The 16,805-nt window shown below is 44.8% G+C and carries 13 protein-coding genes; 8 read left to right on the forward strand and 5 right to left on the reverse strand.

Annotated features, from left to right (window positions below; genetic code table 11):
• Positions 1-694: 694 nt before the first annotated feature.
• Positions 695-1,807, reverse strand: a complete 1,113-nt coding sequence (gene apbC, locus BM100_RS01070) for an iron-sulfur cluster carrier protein ApbC (RefSeq protein ID WP_092507193.1) — start codon at positions 1,805-1,807, stop codon at positions 695-697.
• Positions 1,808-2,186: 379 nt separating this feature from the next.
• On the opposite strand from apbC, the gene metG reads away from it, so the two are divergent.
• The 6 genes from metG to sanA all read left to right on the forward strand — a co-directional run bounded on the left by metG (position 2,187) and on the right by sanA (position 9,563).
• Complete coding sequence (gene metG, locus BM100_RS01075) at positions 2,187-4,214, forward strand: methionine--tRNA ligase (protein ID WP_092507194.1); 2,028 nt, start codon at positions 2,187-2,189, stop codon at positions 4,212-4,214.
• A 147-nt stretch (positions 4,215-4,361) separates the two neighbouring features.
• Positions 4,362-4,811 carry a CidA/LrgA family protein gene (locus BM100_RS01080; RefSeq protein ID WP_092507195.1) on the forward strand — a complete coding sequence of 150 codons (450 nt, stop codon included), beginning with the start codon at positions 4,362-4,364 and terminating at the stop codon, positions 4,809-4,811.
• Positions 4,805-5,500, forward strand: coding sequence for a CidB/LrgB family autolysis modulator (locus BM100_RS01085; protein ID WP_092507196.1), 696 nt, complete (start codon positions 4,805-4,807; stop codon positions 5,498-5,500). Before BM100_RS01080 ends, BM100_RS01085 begins: the two co-directional genes overlap by 7 nt.
• Positions 5,501-5,733: 233 nt before the next feature.
• The gene (gene cdd / locus BM100_RS01090) at positions 5,734-6,624 is read left to right on the forward strand and encodes a cytidine deaminase (RefSeq protein ID WP_092507197.1); all 891 of its coding nucleotides are present in this window, start codon (positions 5,734-5,736) and stop codon (positions 6,622-6,624) included.
• Positions 6,625-6,843: 219 nt separating this feature from the next.
• A complete protein-coding gene (locus BM100_RS01095; RefSeq protein ID WP_092507198.1) occupies positions 6,844-8,541 on the forward strand; it encodes an NAD-dependent malic enzyme in 1,698 nt (565 codons plus the stop codon).
• 254 nt (positions 8,542-8,795) lie between these two features.
• Positions 8,796-9,563, forward strand: coding sequence for an outer membrane permeability protein SanA (gene sanA, locus BM100_RS01100; RefSeq protein WP_092507199.1), 768 nt, complete (start codon positions 8,796-8,798; stop codon positions 9,561-9,563).
• Between the two features lie 66 nt (positions 9,564-9,629).
• Here sanA and yeiB read toward each other — a convergent pair whose 3' ends face one another.
• From yeiB to BM100_RS01115, 3 genes are all read right to left on the reverse strand, one after another.
• Positions 9,630-10,778, reverse strand: a complete 1,149-nt coding sequence (gene yeiB / locus BM100_RS01105) for a DUF418 domain-containing protein YeiB (protein ID WP_092507200.1) — start codon at positions 10,776-10,778, stop codon at positions 9,630-9,632.
• Between the two features lie 15 nt (positions 10,779-10,793).
• Entirely contained in the window at positions 10,794-11,462 is a 669-nt protein-coding gene (gene folE, locus BM100_RS01110) for a GTP cyclohydrolase I FolE (RefSeq protein ID WP_092507201.1), read from the reverse strand.
• 179 nt (positions 11,463-11,641) lie between these two features.
• Positions 11,642-12,826 (reverse strand): YbfB/YjiJ family MFS transporter, encoded by a 1,185-nt coding sequence (locus BM100_RS01115; RefSeq protein ID WP_092507202.1) that lies wholly within the window; start codon positions 12,824-12,826, stop codon positions 11,642-11,644.
• Positions 12,827-13,054: 228 nt separating this feature from the next.
• Between BM100_RS01115 and moeA the strand changes: the two genes are divergently transcribed.
• Entirely contained in the window at positions 13,055-14,296 is a 1,242-nt protein-coding gene (gene moeA, locus BM100_RS01120; protein ID WP_092507203.1) for a molybdopterin molybdotransferase MoeA, read from the forward strand.
• A gap of 18 nt (positions 14,297-14,314) precedes the next feature.
• On the forward strand, positions 14,315-15,067 hold the full coding sequence (moeB, locus tag BM100_RS01125) for a molybdopterin-synthase adenylyltransferase MoeB (RefSeq protein WP_092507204.1): 753 nt from the start codon (positions 14,315-14,317) through the stop codon (positions 15,065-15,067).
• Between the two features lie 96 nt (positions 15,068-15,163).
• On the opposite strand, the gene BM100_RS01130 is transcribed toward moeB, so the two are convergent.
• On the reverse strand, positions 15,164-16,759 hold the full coding sequence (locus BM100_RS01130; RefSeq protein WP_092507205.1) for an ABC-F family ATPase: 1,596 nt from the start codon (positions 16,757-16,759) through the stop codon (positions 15,164-15,166).
• Positions 16,760-16,805: the final 46 nt, after the last annotated feature.

Genomic DNA, 16,805 nt, shown 5'->3' on the forward strand with positions numbered 1-16,805 from the left:
TTATTTATTATTTTGCTAAATTGATTAATGTATATGTATTTATATACATAAAAACCATCAATCAATCTAATTGCATAGAGTTTTTATAATAATCAAATCATATAACTTATGTAAACGTTAATTATGCTTAATACCCTAATAAGATAATTTCAAATTTAAATTAATTACGAATATTTTTTGTTATAGCGAAATAGTATTAATTTCGCACCCATTAATTAAATTTAATTTCGCCAATTAAAAGTCAATATTAGAAACTGATTATTTAATATGTTCTTTAAAAGATATATATGAATATCGCTCTATTGATTTAAAGTAAAAAGATGGTTGCTTATAAAGTATTACTCGTAATACGTGGCTATATTGCTATTAAAAAGTCTGGGAATTTAGCTATTGGACACAGCTCATTATTTTGCTGTTCTATGCGGGATGAGTCACAGGGGATTATTTTGGGCAAAAAAAAGGCGTGATCGTTATGCCAAGCATATTAATCACGCCAATCTATTTTCAACTGAAAAAGTTCTATACGCGTCGTACTTCAGGAAGCAACGTATTATCATCCCGCGACGCGGGATGATAATACGTTGCTTCCTAAGACTTGGAGTTAATAGGGTATAGTATGAAAAAAAGCGCCGTTCCAGATATATCATTAACTGAAACGGCGCCTTCTTATATGATTACCAAACAATCTGTTGATTTAAACTGCCCGGAAGGAAATTTCCGTCGGAATTTTTTCACCTTGCCAATACATCTGAGCTGAAATATTGGCCGCAATTTCACGGTATATATCCGCAAATTCGCTGTCAGGCTGGCTGCTTACCGTAGGCTCGCCGCGATCAAGATCTTCACGCAGTGAAATATGCAACGGGATCTGCCCCAGCAATTGGCAATTATATTTCTCTGCCAATTTCTCGGCGCCGCCTGTTCCGAAAATCGGTTCATGGTGACCACAATTACTGCAAATATGAGTACTCATATTTTCAACAATACCCAGCACCGGAACATTGACCTTCTGGAACATGACAATGCCTTTCATGGCATCAATCAGGGCAATATCCTGCGGTGTCGTGACAACCAATGCTCCTGTCACCGGAATATTCTGGGATAGCGTTAACTGGATGTCTCCCGTTCCCGGCGGCATATCTATCACTAAATAGTCCAGATCCGGCCACAATGTGTCTTGCAGCATCTGCATCAGGGCTTTGCTTGCCATCGGGCCGCGCCAGACCATTGCATTATCATCGGTAACAAGGTAACCAATGGAGTTGGTTGCCATGCCATGCACCATAATCGGTGCCATGTGCTGACCATCAGGGGAAGTCGGGCGCTCTTTGGCTGTGCCAAGCATATTGGGAACAGACGGGCCATAAATATCCGCATCCAAAATCCCCACTTTAGCGCCTTCCTGAGCCAGCGCCAGCGCCAGATTCACTGCTGTACTGGATTTACCGACACCACCTTTTCCAGAGCTGACAGCCACGATATTACGCACGCCATTTACACCGGATAAATCATTGGCCCGGCGCAACGTACTGATATCATGGGTTAATCGCCATTCAACGGATTTTGCGCCCGTTGCGGCTTGTAAAGACAGGGTTGTTTCTTTCTTCAAGATTTCGAAGGCACGTTTCCAGACAAACGGCATGACCAGTTCAATATGCAGTACCCCATCCAGCACCGTACAATGATGCAAGGCTTTCAGGGCAATCAAATCGCGCTCTAATGTCGGATGTTTGAACGTTGCCAGTATTTTTGCAACATGTTCTTTCAGCAGGTCAGGATTGGTCTGCTCGGGGGATTGTGAATTCATCCCGGCTCCTTTTGATTTATCTTTTTCAACCTATACCCCATAAATTTCAAGATGCAGCGTGACCACAAGGGAATACAGCGTCATCTGGAACCCAACCAAGGCTGACCTCCGGTGAAAGGCACTTGCCTTTCATTTATTCCCGGGAGCACCGATATCCGTATGTTTATAAAAACAGCGGCCGGGGTAAGTGAGCGTAGCCAACAAAGCTGCAACTTGAAAGACGATGGTATAAAACTGTTTAGCCATCATAGCAGAAGCAAATCACTTCGGATAAGGTCACAAGTAAAAGTGGCGAAGATCTCTCGTTACCCTAGCGGCAACGCTCCTGATCAGGTAACATCAAAAACCCTTTTCATTTTACGGAAGTAAGATCCTAACTATGTCTCAAGTCGCGAACAAATTACTGGTGACCTGTGCGTTGCCTTATGCTAACGGTCCCATCCATCTCGGTCATATTCTGGAACACATTCAGGCTGATATTTGGGTTCGTTATCATCGAATGCGCGGCAAAGAGGTTCACTTTGTCTGTGCAGATGATGCCCACGGTACACCAATCATGCTGAAAGCTCAGCAAAGTGGGATCTCACCAGAAGAGATGATTGCCAAGGTGAGCCAAGAGCATCAGCAGGATTTTGCTGGTTTTGCTATCAGCTATGATAACTATCACTCCACACACAGCGAAGAAAACCAAGCGTTTGCATCCCATATTTATCTGGAGCTGAAAAAAAACGGTTACATCAAGAACCGGACAATTTCTCAACTGTTCGATCCAGAAAAATGCATGTTCCTGCCAGACCGTTTCGTTAAAGGCTCCTGCCCGAAATGTAAGGCGGAAGATCAATATGGCGATAACTGTGAAGTCTGCGGAACTACTTACTCGCCAACAGAGTTGATCAATCCTCGTTCTGTTGTCTCTGGAGCGACGCCAGAAATGCGCGATACCGAGCATTTCTTCTTCGACCTGCCTGCATTCAGCGATATGCTGCAAAAATGGACGCGTTCCGGTACGTTGCAAGAGCAAGTGGCGAACAAAATGCAAGAATGGTTCGATGCTGGCTTGCAACAATGGGATATCACCCGTGATGCTCCCTATTTCGGTTTTGAGATCCCTGATCAACCGGGCAAATATTTCTACGTTTGGCTGGATGCGCCAATTGGCTATATGGGCTCATTCAAAAATCTGTGTGATAAACGCAGCGATTTGAATTTTGACGAGTTCTGGGGAAAAGATTCTAAAACGGATCTCTATCATTTTATCGGCAAGGATATCGTTTATTTCCACAGCCTATTCTGGCCGGCCATGTTGGAAGGCAGCAATTATCGCAAACCAACAAATCTGTTCGTTCACGGCTATATCACCGTAAACGGCACCAAGATGTCCAAGTCCCGTGGAACGTTCATCAAGGCCGAAACTTACCTGAAGCATCTTGATGCGGACTGCCTGCGTTATTACTACGCAGCGAAACTGTCTTCCCGCATTGATGATATTGACTTGAATCTGGAAGATTTCGCCCAGCGTGTAAACAGCGATATCGTTAATAAAGTCGTGAACCTTGCTTCACGCAATGCTGGTTTCATCAATAAACGTTTCGGCGGTAAGCTGTCTGAAAAGCTCGCTGATCCTGCGCTGTACCAGAAATTCGTTGATGCCGCACAGAGCATCGGGGAAGATTTCACTAACCGCGAATTTGGCAAGGCTATCCGTGAAATCATGATGCTGGCCGATCTTGCCAACCGTTATGTTGACGAACAAGCACCTTGGGTTGTAGCGAAGCAAGAAGGCCGTGACGCTGACCTGCAAGCTATCTGTTCAATGGGCATTAACCTGTTCCGGGTACTGATGATTTACCTGAAACCTGTTCTGCCGGGCTTAACGACACGTGTGGAAGCATTCCTGAATACTGAACTGACTTGGGATAGCATCCAACAGCCTCTGCTTGGCCATGATGTTTCACCATTCAAGGCGCTGTTTAACCGTATTGAAATGGCTAAAATTGAAGCGATGGTCGCAGATTCAAAAGAAAGCATTGGGCAACCCAAAACTGTAACAGGCCCGCTGGCGGATGATCCGATTCAGGACACGATCTCGTTTGATGATTTTGCCAAGGTTGACCTGCGGATCGCCTTGATCAAACAGGCAGATTTTGTCGATGGATCCGATAAGTTGCTGAAACTCAGCCTTGATCTCGGCGGCGAAACTCGTCAGGTATTCTCCGGTATCCGTTCAGCCTACCCAGATCCAAAAGTCTTGGAAAACCGTCTGACAGTGATGGTTGCCAACCTTGCTCCACGCAAGATGCGTTTTGGTGTTTCAGAAGGTATGGTCATGGCGGCAGGCCCCGGCGGGAAAGAAATCTTCTTGCTGAGTCCGGACAGCGGTGCTCAACCGGGTATGCAAGTTAAATAATTAGCGCACATATTAAAATTATATTGATTCTTATCAAGTAATAACAAAACGGACCCATTTTGAGGTCCGTTTTTTAATGTAGCAGATAGAACATTTACAGAGTAAATCGTAAGATAAAAGATTAGTCATATTGAGGAACAATCTATCATGTCTATCCAAAGCGTGCTGATGATAGGATGGCAATACCTGCGTGCATTCGCACTGCTCTATTTGTGCCTGATTGCGGGGAATTTCATTTCAGCTCTACTCCCATTTTCCCTTCCCGGCAGTATTATTGGTTTACTTATCCTGTTTTGTTTACTGGCATTCCAAATTATCCCTGCGCATTGGGTGAAACCCAGCTGTAATTTGCTGATGAAGAACATGACGTTGCTCTTCTTGCCCATCGGGGTCGGGATCATGGATTACTATCCTCAACTGAGCCAGCAAATACTCCCGATAGTGCTCTCCTGCCTCGTCAGTACCGTCATTGTCATGATTGTCGTTGCTTACAGCTCTCACTATATCCATCGCGAACGCTTCGTCGTTAGCTCAGAACGAACCGGTACCGAAACCTCAACATCATTGCAAAAGTCGGAAGAGAAAGAAAAATGTTAAGCCATATTTGGTGGTCGCTTCCCCTGACACTGATCGTATTTTATTTTGCCAAAAAACTGTCAGTGCGGCTCAAGTTGCCTATTTTCAACCCGTTGTTGATATCAATAATTGTCATTATTCCTTTGCTGCTCATAACACACACTCCTTATGAGCACTATTTTGCCGGTAGCCAAATATTGAACCAGTTGCTGCAACCCGCAGTTGTCGCCCTGGCTTTTCCGCTGTATGAACAGCTCCACCAGATCCGTGCCCAATGGAAATCCATCATTACCATCTGCTTCATCGGCTGCATTGTCGCAATGGTGACAGGTACTGCAATTGCATTATGGGCGGGCGCGACACCTGAAATTGCGGCCTCCGTTCTGCCTAAATCGGTCACAACCCCTATCGCTATGGCAGTAGCCAGCTCCATTGGCGGCATTCCTGCCATCAGCGCAGCCTGTGTCATTATGGTGGGCATTTTAGGGGCAATATTCGGTCATAACCTGTTCAATCTATTAAATGTGAAAACAAAGGCGTCCCGTGGATTGGCGATGGGGACAGCAGCCCACGCTGTCGGTACTGCTCGCTGCGCTGAAATAGATCATATCGAAGGGGCATACAGTTCATTGGCTTTAATGACTTGTGGCATTATTACTTCGCTGATTGCCCCTTTTCTATTTCCAGTATTACTGTATCTGTTCAGTTAACGGCTATTTAATTAATTGCTTTTTGTTAATTATCTTTTCAAATAATCACTGAAAAAATAGTTACATATATGTAATAAATATGTGAATTAAGTGATAAAAATAGTAAAAATTTGACATAAGTTACTAGAATAATATTTTTATTACACAAATTTCATTAATTATTTGGTTGTTATCACATTACAAACTCGAACAGAACCCATAGAATGACCTTCAATTAATTTGGAGATCATTCTATGCAAGCTCGTTTTAATGCTATTTGGTCAGAAATTACGCCTAAACTGCAAGAAGCCCTGTTACCTTATATCAGCCATGACGATTTTCCTGCCATGCTGACAGCAAAGCAGGTTGAATCTATCAAGCAGAGCAGCGGACTTAATGATCATGCGCTGGCACTTTCCTTACTGCCACTTGCAGCAGCCTGCTCCATTGCGCCTATTTCCCGTTTTTACGTCGGTGCTATCGCCCGGGGAGAAAGTGGCAATCTCTATTTTGGCGCCAATATGGAATTCATCGGTGTGCCATTGCAGCAAACCGTCCACGCAGAACAATCAGCCATCACTCATGCCTGGTTGCGCGGTGAAAAGAAACTCGCGTCCATTACCATAAATTATTCGCCTTGTGGTCACTGCCGCCAATTTATGAATGAATTGAATAGCGGGACACAATTGGAAGTTTATCTTCCCAACCGGCCAAAATTGACGTTGGCCGATTATCTGCCGGAATCCTTTGGCCCACGCGATTTAACCGATACGCCGCTGTTATTGGACACCATTAACCACGGCTACCAATTGGCAACTGATGACGAACTTGTACAAACTGCATTGGATGCCGCTAACCGCAGCCATGCTCCTTACAGCCAATCCCATTCCGGCATTGCGTTACAAGATGCCCAAGGGAAGATTTATGCCGGGCGTTACGCGGAAAATGTCGCTTTTAACCCAAGTCTGCCGCCATTGCAGGCAGCGTTGATATTGATGAATATATCTGGTGGTAATTGCCATACCATCAAACGTGCAGTGCTGGTGGAAAATGAAAGCAGCCACATATCACAGTGGAATGCCACAGAATCTACATTAACCGCCCTCGGTTGCACAAAAGTGGAACGGCATACAATTTTAAAATGAAATAAAGATGACTTAACAAAAAGGCAATTTTTCTCCTTAATCACACTCAAAAGGGGAAAAACAGGAAATTAAATAACATTTAATTAGCCAATTCTGTATGTTATCTCTCATTTTTACTCATGATAATCATATTTAAGTAACATTTACTGTACTTATTTTTTTTATCTTCTTAGGATCTGTTGCCGATTTTGTTATTGATTAGTCCAAAGAGTAAGCATCATGGAACTGGAACACGAAAGTAAACGTCCTCTTTATATTCCCTACGCAGGCCCGATTTTGCTGGAATTCCCTCTGCTGAATAAAGGCAGCGCCTTTACAGAAGAAGAACGCAGCAATTTCAATTTACATGGCTTACTGCCCCAGACAGTTGAAACCATAGAAGAACAGACCGAGCGCGCCTATCGCCAATATCTCGATTTCAAAAATGACTCAGATAAGCACATTTATCTAAGGAATATTCAGGACACCAACGAAACGTTGTTCTACAGACTCCTTGATGCGCATCTCAGCGAAATGATGCCTATCATTTACACCCCGACAGTGGGTGAAGCGTGTGAGCATTTTTCTGATATTTATCGTCGTGCCCGCGGCCTGTTTATCTCCTACCCAAACAAAGACTATATTGATGACATGCTGCAAAATGCCACCAAGCAGAATGTTAAAGTTATTGTTGTGACCGACGGTGAGCGTATCCTTGGTCTGGGCGATCAGGGGATCGGCGGGATGGGCATTCCTATCGGTAAGCTTTCACTGTATACCTCTTGCGGCGGGATAAGCCCTGCTTATACCTTGCCGGTTGTACTGGATGTAGGTACAAACAACCCTCAGCGTTTAAATGACCCTCTGTACATGGGTTGGCGTCATCCACGTATCACAGGCAAAGAATACGACGAATTTGTGGATGAGTTCATTCAAGCGGTGAAACGTCGCTGGCCAAACGTACTGCTGCAATTCGAAGATTTTGCCCAGCAAAATGCCATGCCACTACTGAGCCGCTATCGTGATGAACTTTGCTGCTTCAATGATGATATTCAGGGTACCGCCGCTGTAGCACTGGGTAGTCTGATCGCAGCCAGCCGCGCTGCTGGCCGTCAGCTGAAAGATCAGGTTGTGACATTCCTCGGTGCAGGTTCTGCGGGCTGTGGTATTGCAGAGCAAATTATTGCGCAGATGAAATCCGAAGGATTGAGTGATGAACAAGCCCGTGCCCGCGTATTTATGGTTGACCGCTTTGGCCTGCTGACAGATAAGCAACCAAATCTGTTGGATTTCCAGAGCGTATTGGTACAAAAAAGCTCAACTCTGCAATCGTGGGATGTCAGCAATGATTCCCTCTCGCTGATGGATGTGGTTCGAAACGCGAAACCAACCGTTTTGATTGGTGTCTCCGGTCAGTCTGGTTTGTTCACCGAAGAGATCATCCGTGAAATGCACGTACATTGCGAACGCCCAATCGTGATGCCTTTGTCCAACCCGACTTCCCGTGTGGAAGCACGTCCTGAAGACATTATCAACTGGACGGATGGCAAGGCGCTGGTTGCAACAGGAAGCCCGTTTGCTCCAGTGAAATACAAAGACCAAGAATATCCAATTGCGCAGTGCAACAACTCCTATATTTTCCCGGGAATTGGTCTGGGTGTTATTGCTTCCGGTGCCAAACGTGTTACTGATGACATGTTGATGGCATCCAGCCGTGCATTGGCAGATTGCTCACCTCTGGCGCAAACAGGTTCAGGGCCATTATTGCCACCAATCGATGACATTCAGGATGTTTCCCGCAAAATAGCTAAAGAAGTGGCGAAAAAAGCTCAAATTCAAGGCGTTGCGATTGTTACATCAGAAGATGCATTGGATGAGGCGATTGAGCGCAATTTCTGGAAACCAGAATATCGCGTCTATAAACGCACTTCATTCTGATGGGTAGGTTATTCTGATTAGTACTTCATGAGTACTTCATAAATTTCAAGTTGCAGTCAGCAGGGCTGCAACTTGAAAGATAAACAATTTTGACAAGTTCAATGCCGCTGATTCTATATTTTTACTAAAAATCAACTTTTAATCTCCGGCTAAACTTTCTCTGCAGTTGTTAAATTCGCAGCTTGCTTCGATATTTCAAGTAAAGTAGCCTTTAGGGCATTGGCTCATCAGTACATATAAGGCAAACATAAATCATGTGGAAACGCTTGATTACTGGTCTCATTCTTATCATTGCTGTCCTTATTCTGACAGCCATTATGCTTGATCGTTGGATTAGCTGGAAAACCGCCCCTCATATTTTTGATGATCTCAGGCAACTTCCTGCCAGAGAAGTCGGAATGGTGCTTGGTACATCTAAATATTATAAAAGCGGTAAATATAACCAATATTATTTTTACCGAATCCAAGGTGCTGCGAACGCTTACAACAGTGGCAAAATTAAATATTTACTGTTGAGCGGTGACAATGCCCAGCACAACTATAATGAGCCAATTACCATGCGGCGGGATTTGATCAAAGCAGGAATTCCGGCCAGCAGTATTGTGATGGATTTTGCCGGCTTCAGAACACTGGATTCGATTGTCAGAACACGCAAAGTCTTCGATACTAATGACTTTACGATCATAACCCAGCGTTTCCATTGTGAACGTGCCCTATTCATTGCCATGCACTTGGGCATAGAGGCGCAGTGTTACGCAGTGCCGTCACCTAAAAATATGATGACAGTTCGTTTTAGGGAAGTACTCGCCCGGCTTGGGGCTTTGACTGATCTCTATATTTTAAAACGTGAACCTCGTTTTTTAGGCCCTTTGATGCCAATCCCAACGTTGAATAGTGCCCCCAGCAATATTCAAAGTTACCCTGCTGTATCGCCAAAAGAGTTACAAGGATTGGAAAAAAAGCTCACAAAGAGCCGGAGCAAAAAACGCTTAAGTAATACAAAGCGCCTCAATCCTCAATAATGAATTAAAAGCAGAGCCTATCAAATAGGCTCTGTTTCATCTTCATCATAGAGCTTGCTTAACGACTTACGCCAATTTTGCCGTTAAGCTGCGCCACAGTTTTTCCATTGGCCCTTGTTGGTAACGTTTCAGCCACCAGCAAGCAAACGCAATATTCAATGCCCAAATAATGGGAACAAACATCATCAGTTCTAAACGAGTAAAATGACCAAATAACGCCAAGCGATAAAAAAGCGTGGTGCAAATCAAAGATTGCAGCAAGTAACTGCTCAATGCCATTCTCCCGACCTGCCGTAACCAGAAAGTCAGCCGCAAGCGCTCAATCACAGGCCAGAACCCATACATGGAGGCAATGTAGCCAAATGCCAACAACGGAGTCGCCAGTTCAGTAATGGTATAGCGGACAGTCCAGGATGCAAAATAACTGTATGGATATAAAAACTGGATAGATAAAGCAGCACAATTTATCGTCACACCAACAGGAATTAAGCACAATGCAACATGGCGATAATGTTTGGCGCTGAATTCACCTTTCAGCCATCCATTGCGCATCAACATGGCGCCATAAAGCATAACGCCAATGAGCTGCCAACCATATTGCACCACGACCACAATCATTGCGCCGCTTATTTGACGAATTCTGTGTGCCATCGCCAATAGCCCGCTATCCGTTTTCCAGTGACTTTCATGAAAAATATCTTCCGGTGTGGGCTGCCAGAAAGCATTATTTTCCCCCACAGGAAACAGGCCCAGAAGATAGAACATCATCACGCCAAATAAGTAACAAGTGGCTCCGGTGCTGAACAATTTGGGGCGGGTATTAATAAAATGCCATGCCAATAAACCCACCAAGCCATATGACAGCAAAATATCGCCATCCCACAGCAAGACACCATGCAACAAACCAATGGCAGCCAAAATCAACAACCTGGGGATATTCCAATTGCCGCCTCTTTGACGAAGCAATTCGAGTGATGCTCCAAACAATAACGTCAGGATAAATAAAAACTTTCCCTGAGAAAAAATGCTCAGGACAGACCAGACCACGACATCAGAAAATGAGGCAGACTCTTTATAGAAAAGATTCATGTAAGCCGCATATGGCAATGCGAAACTGGTAATATTCAGCAACAATATTCCCAGAATGGCAAAGCCACGCATACTGTCAATTATCTCAATTCTCTGATTTATTGCTCCATTGCAATTATGTTCCATGATAATAAAAATTCATCATGACAATTGCAGATGACGCACAGCACGCAGGAATTCCTGCCGTGTATTCTGGCTCGATTTAAATAGCCCACCCAGAGATGTCGTTGTTGTGGTACTGGTTGCGTCACGGATGCCACGGGCTTTCACGCAATAATGGACAGCATCGATGGAGACAGCAACATTGCTCGTGCCAAGCAGTGTTTGCAATGCAAGCAGGATCTGCTGCGTCAAGCGCTCCTGCACTTGTGGACGTTGGGCAAAAAACTGGACAATGCGGTTAATCTTAGACAACCCGATAACTTTGTCTTTAGGGATATAAGCAACCGTGGCTTTGCCATCGATGGTAACAAAGTGGTGTTCACAGGTACTGGTCAGTGTGATATCACGTACTGTCACCATTTCATCCACTTTCATTTTGTTTTCTATTAACGTGATTTTGGGGAAATTGCGATAGTCTAACCCTGAAAATATTTCATCTACATACATTTTCGCAATACGACTCGGCGTATCCGCTAAGCTATCATCGCTCAGGTCAAGGCTTAACAGCTTCATAATTTCTGTCATGTGTTCCTCAATGCGCGCTTTACGTACCTCTGGTTCCAGAGTTTGCTCACGCAATGGGGTTTCAAGACCACGGGCGACCAGTGCCGAATGCACTAATGCAGCTTCAGTACTTAGGGATGACATTAGTTTCTCCAAGAGTAATACTTTCCGTCACTCGACGGGGAATCGAGATCTCATTTACGCAGATATATAACACTTCCATATTATATCTGTACACAGCCATATATCCGCGCACAACTATATATCGGAGAAAAACTATATATCCGAGCATAACTATACCTTCACGTTATCAATGAGCCAAATCAAGATCGCTCACGATAATTAGGGTTACGGTAAAATACCAGCAACCCCGCAATGACCAAACCAATAAATGCGATATAAAGGGCTGGCTCTAATTTTCCAGTCAACCACGTTGAAGAGGCTGACACCATTGGCCCAACCAATTGGCCCAACGCATAACCTGTAGTCAGCAACCCAGCCATATAACGGACGTGCTCGGGCGCCAGTTCACGGCCACATTGCAACGCTAATTGCACCACGCACATAAACCCACCGCCGACCAGCAAGGCTCCTAACATTAATCCAGCCATTCCAGGCCAAATCTCTGCAATCAGAATACCCAGAGCCTGAAGCCACAATACAATTGCCAGACGGTTCTGAGTTGTTCCTTTATTGCGCATCAAAATGCCCAAGAAAATGCCGATTACAGAAGCTCCGCCAAATATTGGCCAGACGAACTGGGCAAAAAGGCTATCAGGGAAACGCTCTGCCGCCATTTGAGAAAGAAATGTTGCAGGTAAGATATAACCAAATCCCGCCAGGCCATAACTCCAGACCAATCGTTTGATTTCCGGTGTCAGGGTAAGCGTTTGAATGGCAGTTTGTGGGCGATGCAATTCGCCATTGCGGGGCAAATAAATACTGACATAAACACTCAATAACAGCGCCAAAATGCCATATATCATCCACGCATTGGCTGCATCCATTTGCCAGGATTGGATCCCCACTGCCAGTACCCCACTGATCAATATTCCCATCCCTGTCCCTGAAAAGACGGCCGCACTCAATCCGGGGCGATTCAATTTAGCCAGCTCTTCGTTTGCCCATGCCACTACCAATACCAGTGTCCATCCACTTGCCCAACCAATAAAAAAGCGAGCAATACTGTGCAGTATCGGGCCATCCAACAATGCGGAAAGCAGCGTAATAATTACCGCTCCCCATAACCCGCTCCATAAACGATATTCAACAAAACGTTGTGCACGCATTGCATCATAAGAGCCAGCCAAATAGCCAAGGTAATTGAACGCCGCAACAATACCTGCCCCCGTCAATGTAAGTTGAGATTCAGCTATCATTAACGGAACTTGTGGAGTGAATGTAAATCGACCGATTCCCATTGCGACAGCCAGAGCAAAGAAACCACTCAATGCAATCTGAAACGCTTCATAATTGCGGCGTTGAGGTGTAACGAGTTGATTGTTCATAGTGATTAAATAACAATGGAATTAATTGTTTTATTAGGGGTAATTTAGTTATAGCAAATCATGAATATAATATACATCTTTTATTTATTGTCTCTTTTAACCGGATACAAAGAGAAAGTTATCATCATTCCCCATCAAAGCAATCTTTGCCATAATGCGTACCATCAAGAATAAACCCTTGCCCGCAATCGGTGATATTTGCAACTTGCGGCATTTATGGAGTTTCTCATGGATCACTGTCATACCTCTGGTTTAATCTCACTTGAGCAAGCATTGGAAGCATTACTGGCTCAAACTGTTTCCCTGACCGCCACAGAAACGATTAACCTGACTGAATCTGCTGGCCGCATTACCGCGACCGATATTATTTCTCCCATCAACGTCCCTTCTTTTGATAATTCAGCAATGGATGGTTATGCCGTCCGCCTGAACGATCTCAGCCAAAACCAAACTTTGCCGGTGGCAGGCAAGGCACTGGCAGGGGTTCCCTTTCAAGGAGAATGGCCTTCCGGTAGCTGCATTCGTATTATGACAGGCGCCCCAGTTCCTTCTGGCACCGATGCAGTTGTCATGCAAGAACAGGCAGAAGTCACTGATGAAGGAATACATTTCGCCTATCCCGTCAATCAGGGACAAAATATTCGTACCATTGGGGAAGACATCCAGCAAAATGCAGTTGTACTGCCAAAAGGTATCAAACTTTCCACCGCACAATTACCTCTACTTGCTTCTTTAGGCATTACAGAAGTTGAAGTAATCCGTAAGTTGAAAGTTGCTGTTTTCTCTACCGGCGATGAATTACAAACCATCGGCAGCCCCTTGCAGGCAGGCCAAATCTACGATACCAATCGATTTGCCGTTCGCCTGATGCTGGAAAAACTCGACTGTGAAATTATCGATCTGGGCATAATCCGCGATAACCCAGATCTTTTGCGTGACACTTTTGCTAAAGCGGATAAACAAGCAGATTTAGTGATCAGCAGTGGTGGTGTTTCTGTGGGTGAAGCGGATTATACCAAGCAAATTTTAGATGAAGTAGGCAGCATCGGTTTTTGGAAACTGGCCATTAAACCAGGAAAACCTTTTGCTTTCGGCAAACTGGAAAATGCGTGGTTCTGCGGTTTGCCGGGTAACCCTGTTTCTGCCGTGCTGACGTTCTACCAATTGGTGCAACCGCTAATTGCCCGCCTGTCCGGTTTTACTGCCTGGCAGTCTCCAGCCCGCCTTGTAGCCAAGACGACAACACCATTGAAAAAATCCCCCGGCCGATTGGACTTCCAGCGAGGAATCGCCACTATTAACACAAATGGCGGGCTTGAAGTAAAAACCACTGGGCATCAAGGCTCCCACATCTTTAGTTCATATAGTATCGGCAACTGTTTTATTGTTTTGGAACAAGAACGTGGGAAAGTTGAGGCTGGCGAAACAGTACAAATCGAATTTTTCAATCACTTATTGAAAAACCAATAATACGAAAGACCTTGAAAAATGACTATCGAACTGACTGATGAAGAAACCTTGCGTTACAACCGGCAAATTGTCTTACGCGGTTTCGATTTCGATGGACAAGAGAAATTAAAATCGTCAAAGGTACTGATAGTGGGTATGGGAGGCCTCGGTTGCGCAGCTTCCCAATATCTTGCTGCGGCAGGTGTCGGTACAATGACCCTGTTGGATTTTGACAACGTTTCCCTTTCCAATCTGCAACGACAAATTCTCCACCGCGATAAACGCATTGGTATGCCCAAAGTGCATTCTGCGGCATTGACGCTGAAAGAGATTAATCCGCATGTCACCATCCAGCCTGTTGAAGGATTGCTGGATGATCCTGAGCTGGATAAATTAATCCGCCAACACGATGTTGTACTTGATTGTACGGATAATGTTGCCATTCGGGAGCAACTCAATCGTTTGTGCCACGGACGTAAAATTCCGCTGGTTTCCGGTGCGGCTATCCGTATGGAAGGCCAGCTTTCTGTTTTCACTTATCAACCAGAAGAGCCTTGCTATCGCTGCCTGAGCCGATTGTTTGGAGAGAATAGCCTGACTTGCGTTGAAGCCGGTGTCATGGCCCCATTGGTGGGAGCTATCGGTTCCTTTCAGGCAATGGAAACAATTAAGTTATTGACTCAATACGGGAAATGCATTCATGGCAAGGTGTTGCTGTTTGATGCTATGGCAATGCAATTCCGTGAGATACGCTTGCCTAAAGATCCGCAGTGTGAAATCTGTCATGAATAATGATCATGGCCCCTCTTATTTTACGGGGCCATGATCATTTACGAAGCCATATTATGGAACCATAGCTATTCACAAAACCATAGCTATCAGGCGGAATTACTCCGTAATGCCCTGACTTGCCAGGTACTCATCATAAGTACCTTTAAAATCAACAACCTTATCGGATTTAATTTCCAGAATGCGGCTGGCTAATGAGCTAACAAATGAACGGTCATGAGAGACGAAAATCAATGTTCCTTGGTAAAGTTCCAATGCAAGGTTCAGTGATTCAATGGATTCCATATCCAAGTGGTTGGTTGGCTCATCCATCAACAAAATATTGGGTTTGTGCATCATCAGCTTACCAAACAGCATCCGGCCTTGTTCACCACCAGAAAGCACCCCCACTTTTTTCTTGATATCGTCCTGCCCAAACAGCAAGCGGCCGAGAATACTACGGACAGCCTGCTCATCGTCGCCTTCACGTTTCCACTGGCCCATCCATTCAAAAACGGTCATGTCGCAGTCAAAATCGCGGGCATGATCCTGAGCATAGTAGCCAATAGTGCAGTTTTCAGACCATTTAACCGTACCGCTATTCGGTTGCTCTTCACCCATCAAGGTTTTCAGGAAGGTTGTTTTACCAATACCGTTCTCACCAATCACCGCCATCTTTTCGCCGACTTCCATCAGCAAATTCAGGTTCTTGAACAGAGGGCCGTTATCATAACCTTTAGTCAAGGCTTCCAATTCCAGCGCATTACGGAACAGTTTCTTATCCTGATCAAAACGGATATACGGGTTCTGACGGCTGGAAGCCTTCACTTCTTCTAACTGGATCTTATCAATTTGGCGGGCACGGGATGTTGCTTGCTTAGATTTAGACGCATTGGCGCTAAAGCGGCTAACGAATGACTGTAATTCAGCAATCTGTGCTTTTTTCTTCGCATTATCTGCCATCAGGCGTTCACGAGCCTGCGTTGCTGCCACCATGTATTCATCATAGTTGCCTGGGAATAAGCGCAGTTCACCATAATCCAAATCAGCCATATGGGTACATACGGTATTCAAGAAATGACGGTCATGGGAAATAATGATCATGGTGCTGTTACGTTCGTTAAGCACCTGTTCCAACCAACGAATAGTGTCGATATCCAAGTTGTTGGTTGGTTCATCAAGCAACAGGACATCTGGGTTGGAAAACAGGGCCTGTGCCAGCAAGACACGCAATTTCCAGCCCGGAGCCACTGAACTCATCAAGCCATAATGCTGTTCCACTGGAATGCCCACACCCAGCAATAATTCGCCGGCACGGGCTTCGGCGCTGTAGCCATCCATTTCACCATAAGCGACTTCCAGATCAGCCACACGATAGCCATCTTCTTCGCTCATTTCTGTCATGGCATAAATGCGGTCACGTTCCTGTTTGACAGCCCACAGCTCCGTGTGCCCCATGATGACGGTATCCAGCACGGTATATTCTTCGAAAGCAAATTGATCCTGACGCAATTTACCCAGACGTTCATTGGGATCAAGGCTTACGTTACCGGAGGTAGGTGTTAAATCCCCACCCAGAATTTTCATGAAAGTAGATTTACCTGCCCCATTTGCACCAATCAAACCATAACGGTTACCATTGCCAAACTTGACAGAAATGTTTTCAAACAGTGGCTTACTGCCAAACTGCATAGTGATGTTGTTTGTACTTAACACTACTTTTGCTCTTAAAGTGAATATACCTGTCGTCTTTCAAGTTACA

Source organism: Xenorhabdus mauleonii (assembly GCF_900113945.1).
Lineage (GTDB): Bacteria > Pseudomonadota > Gammaproteobacteria > Enterobacterales > Enterobacteriaceae > Xenorhabdus > Xenorhabdus mauleonii.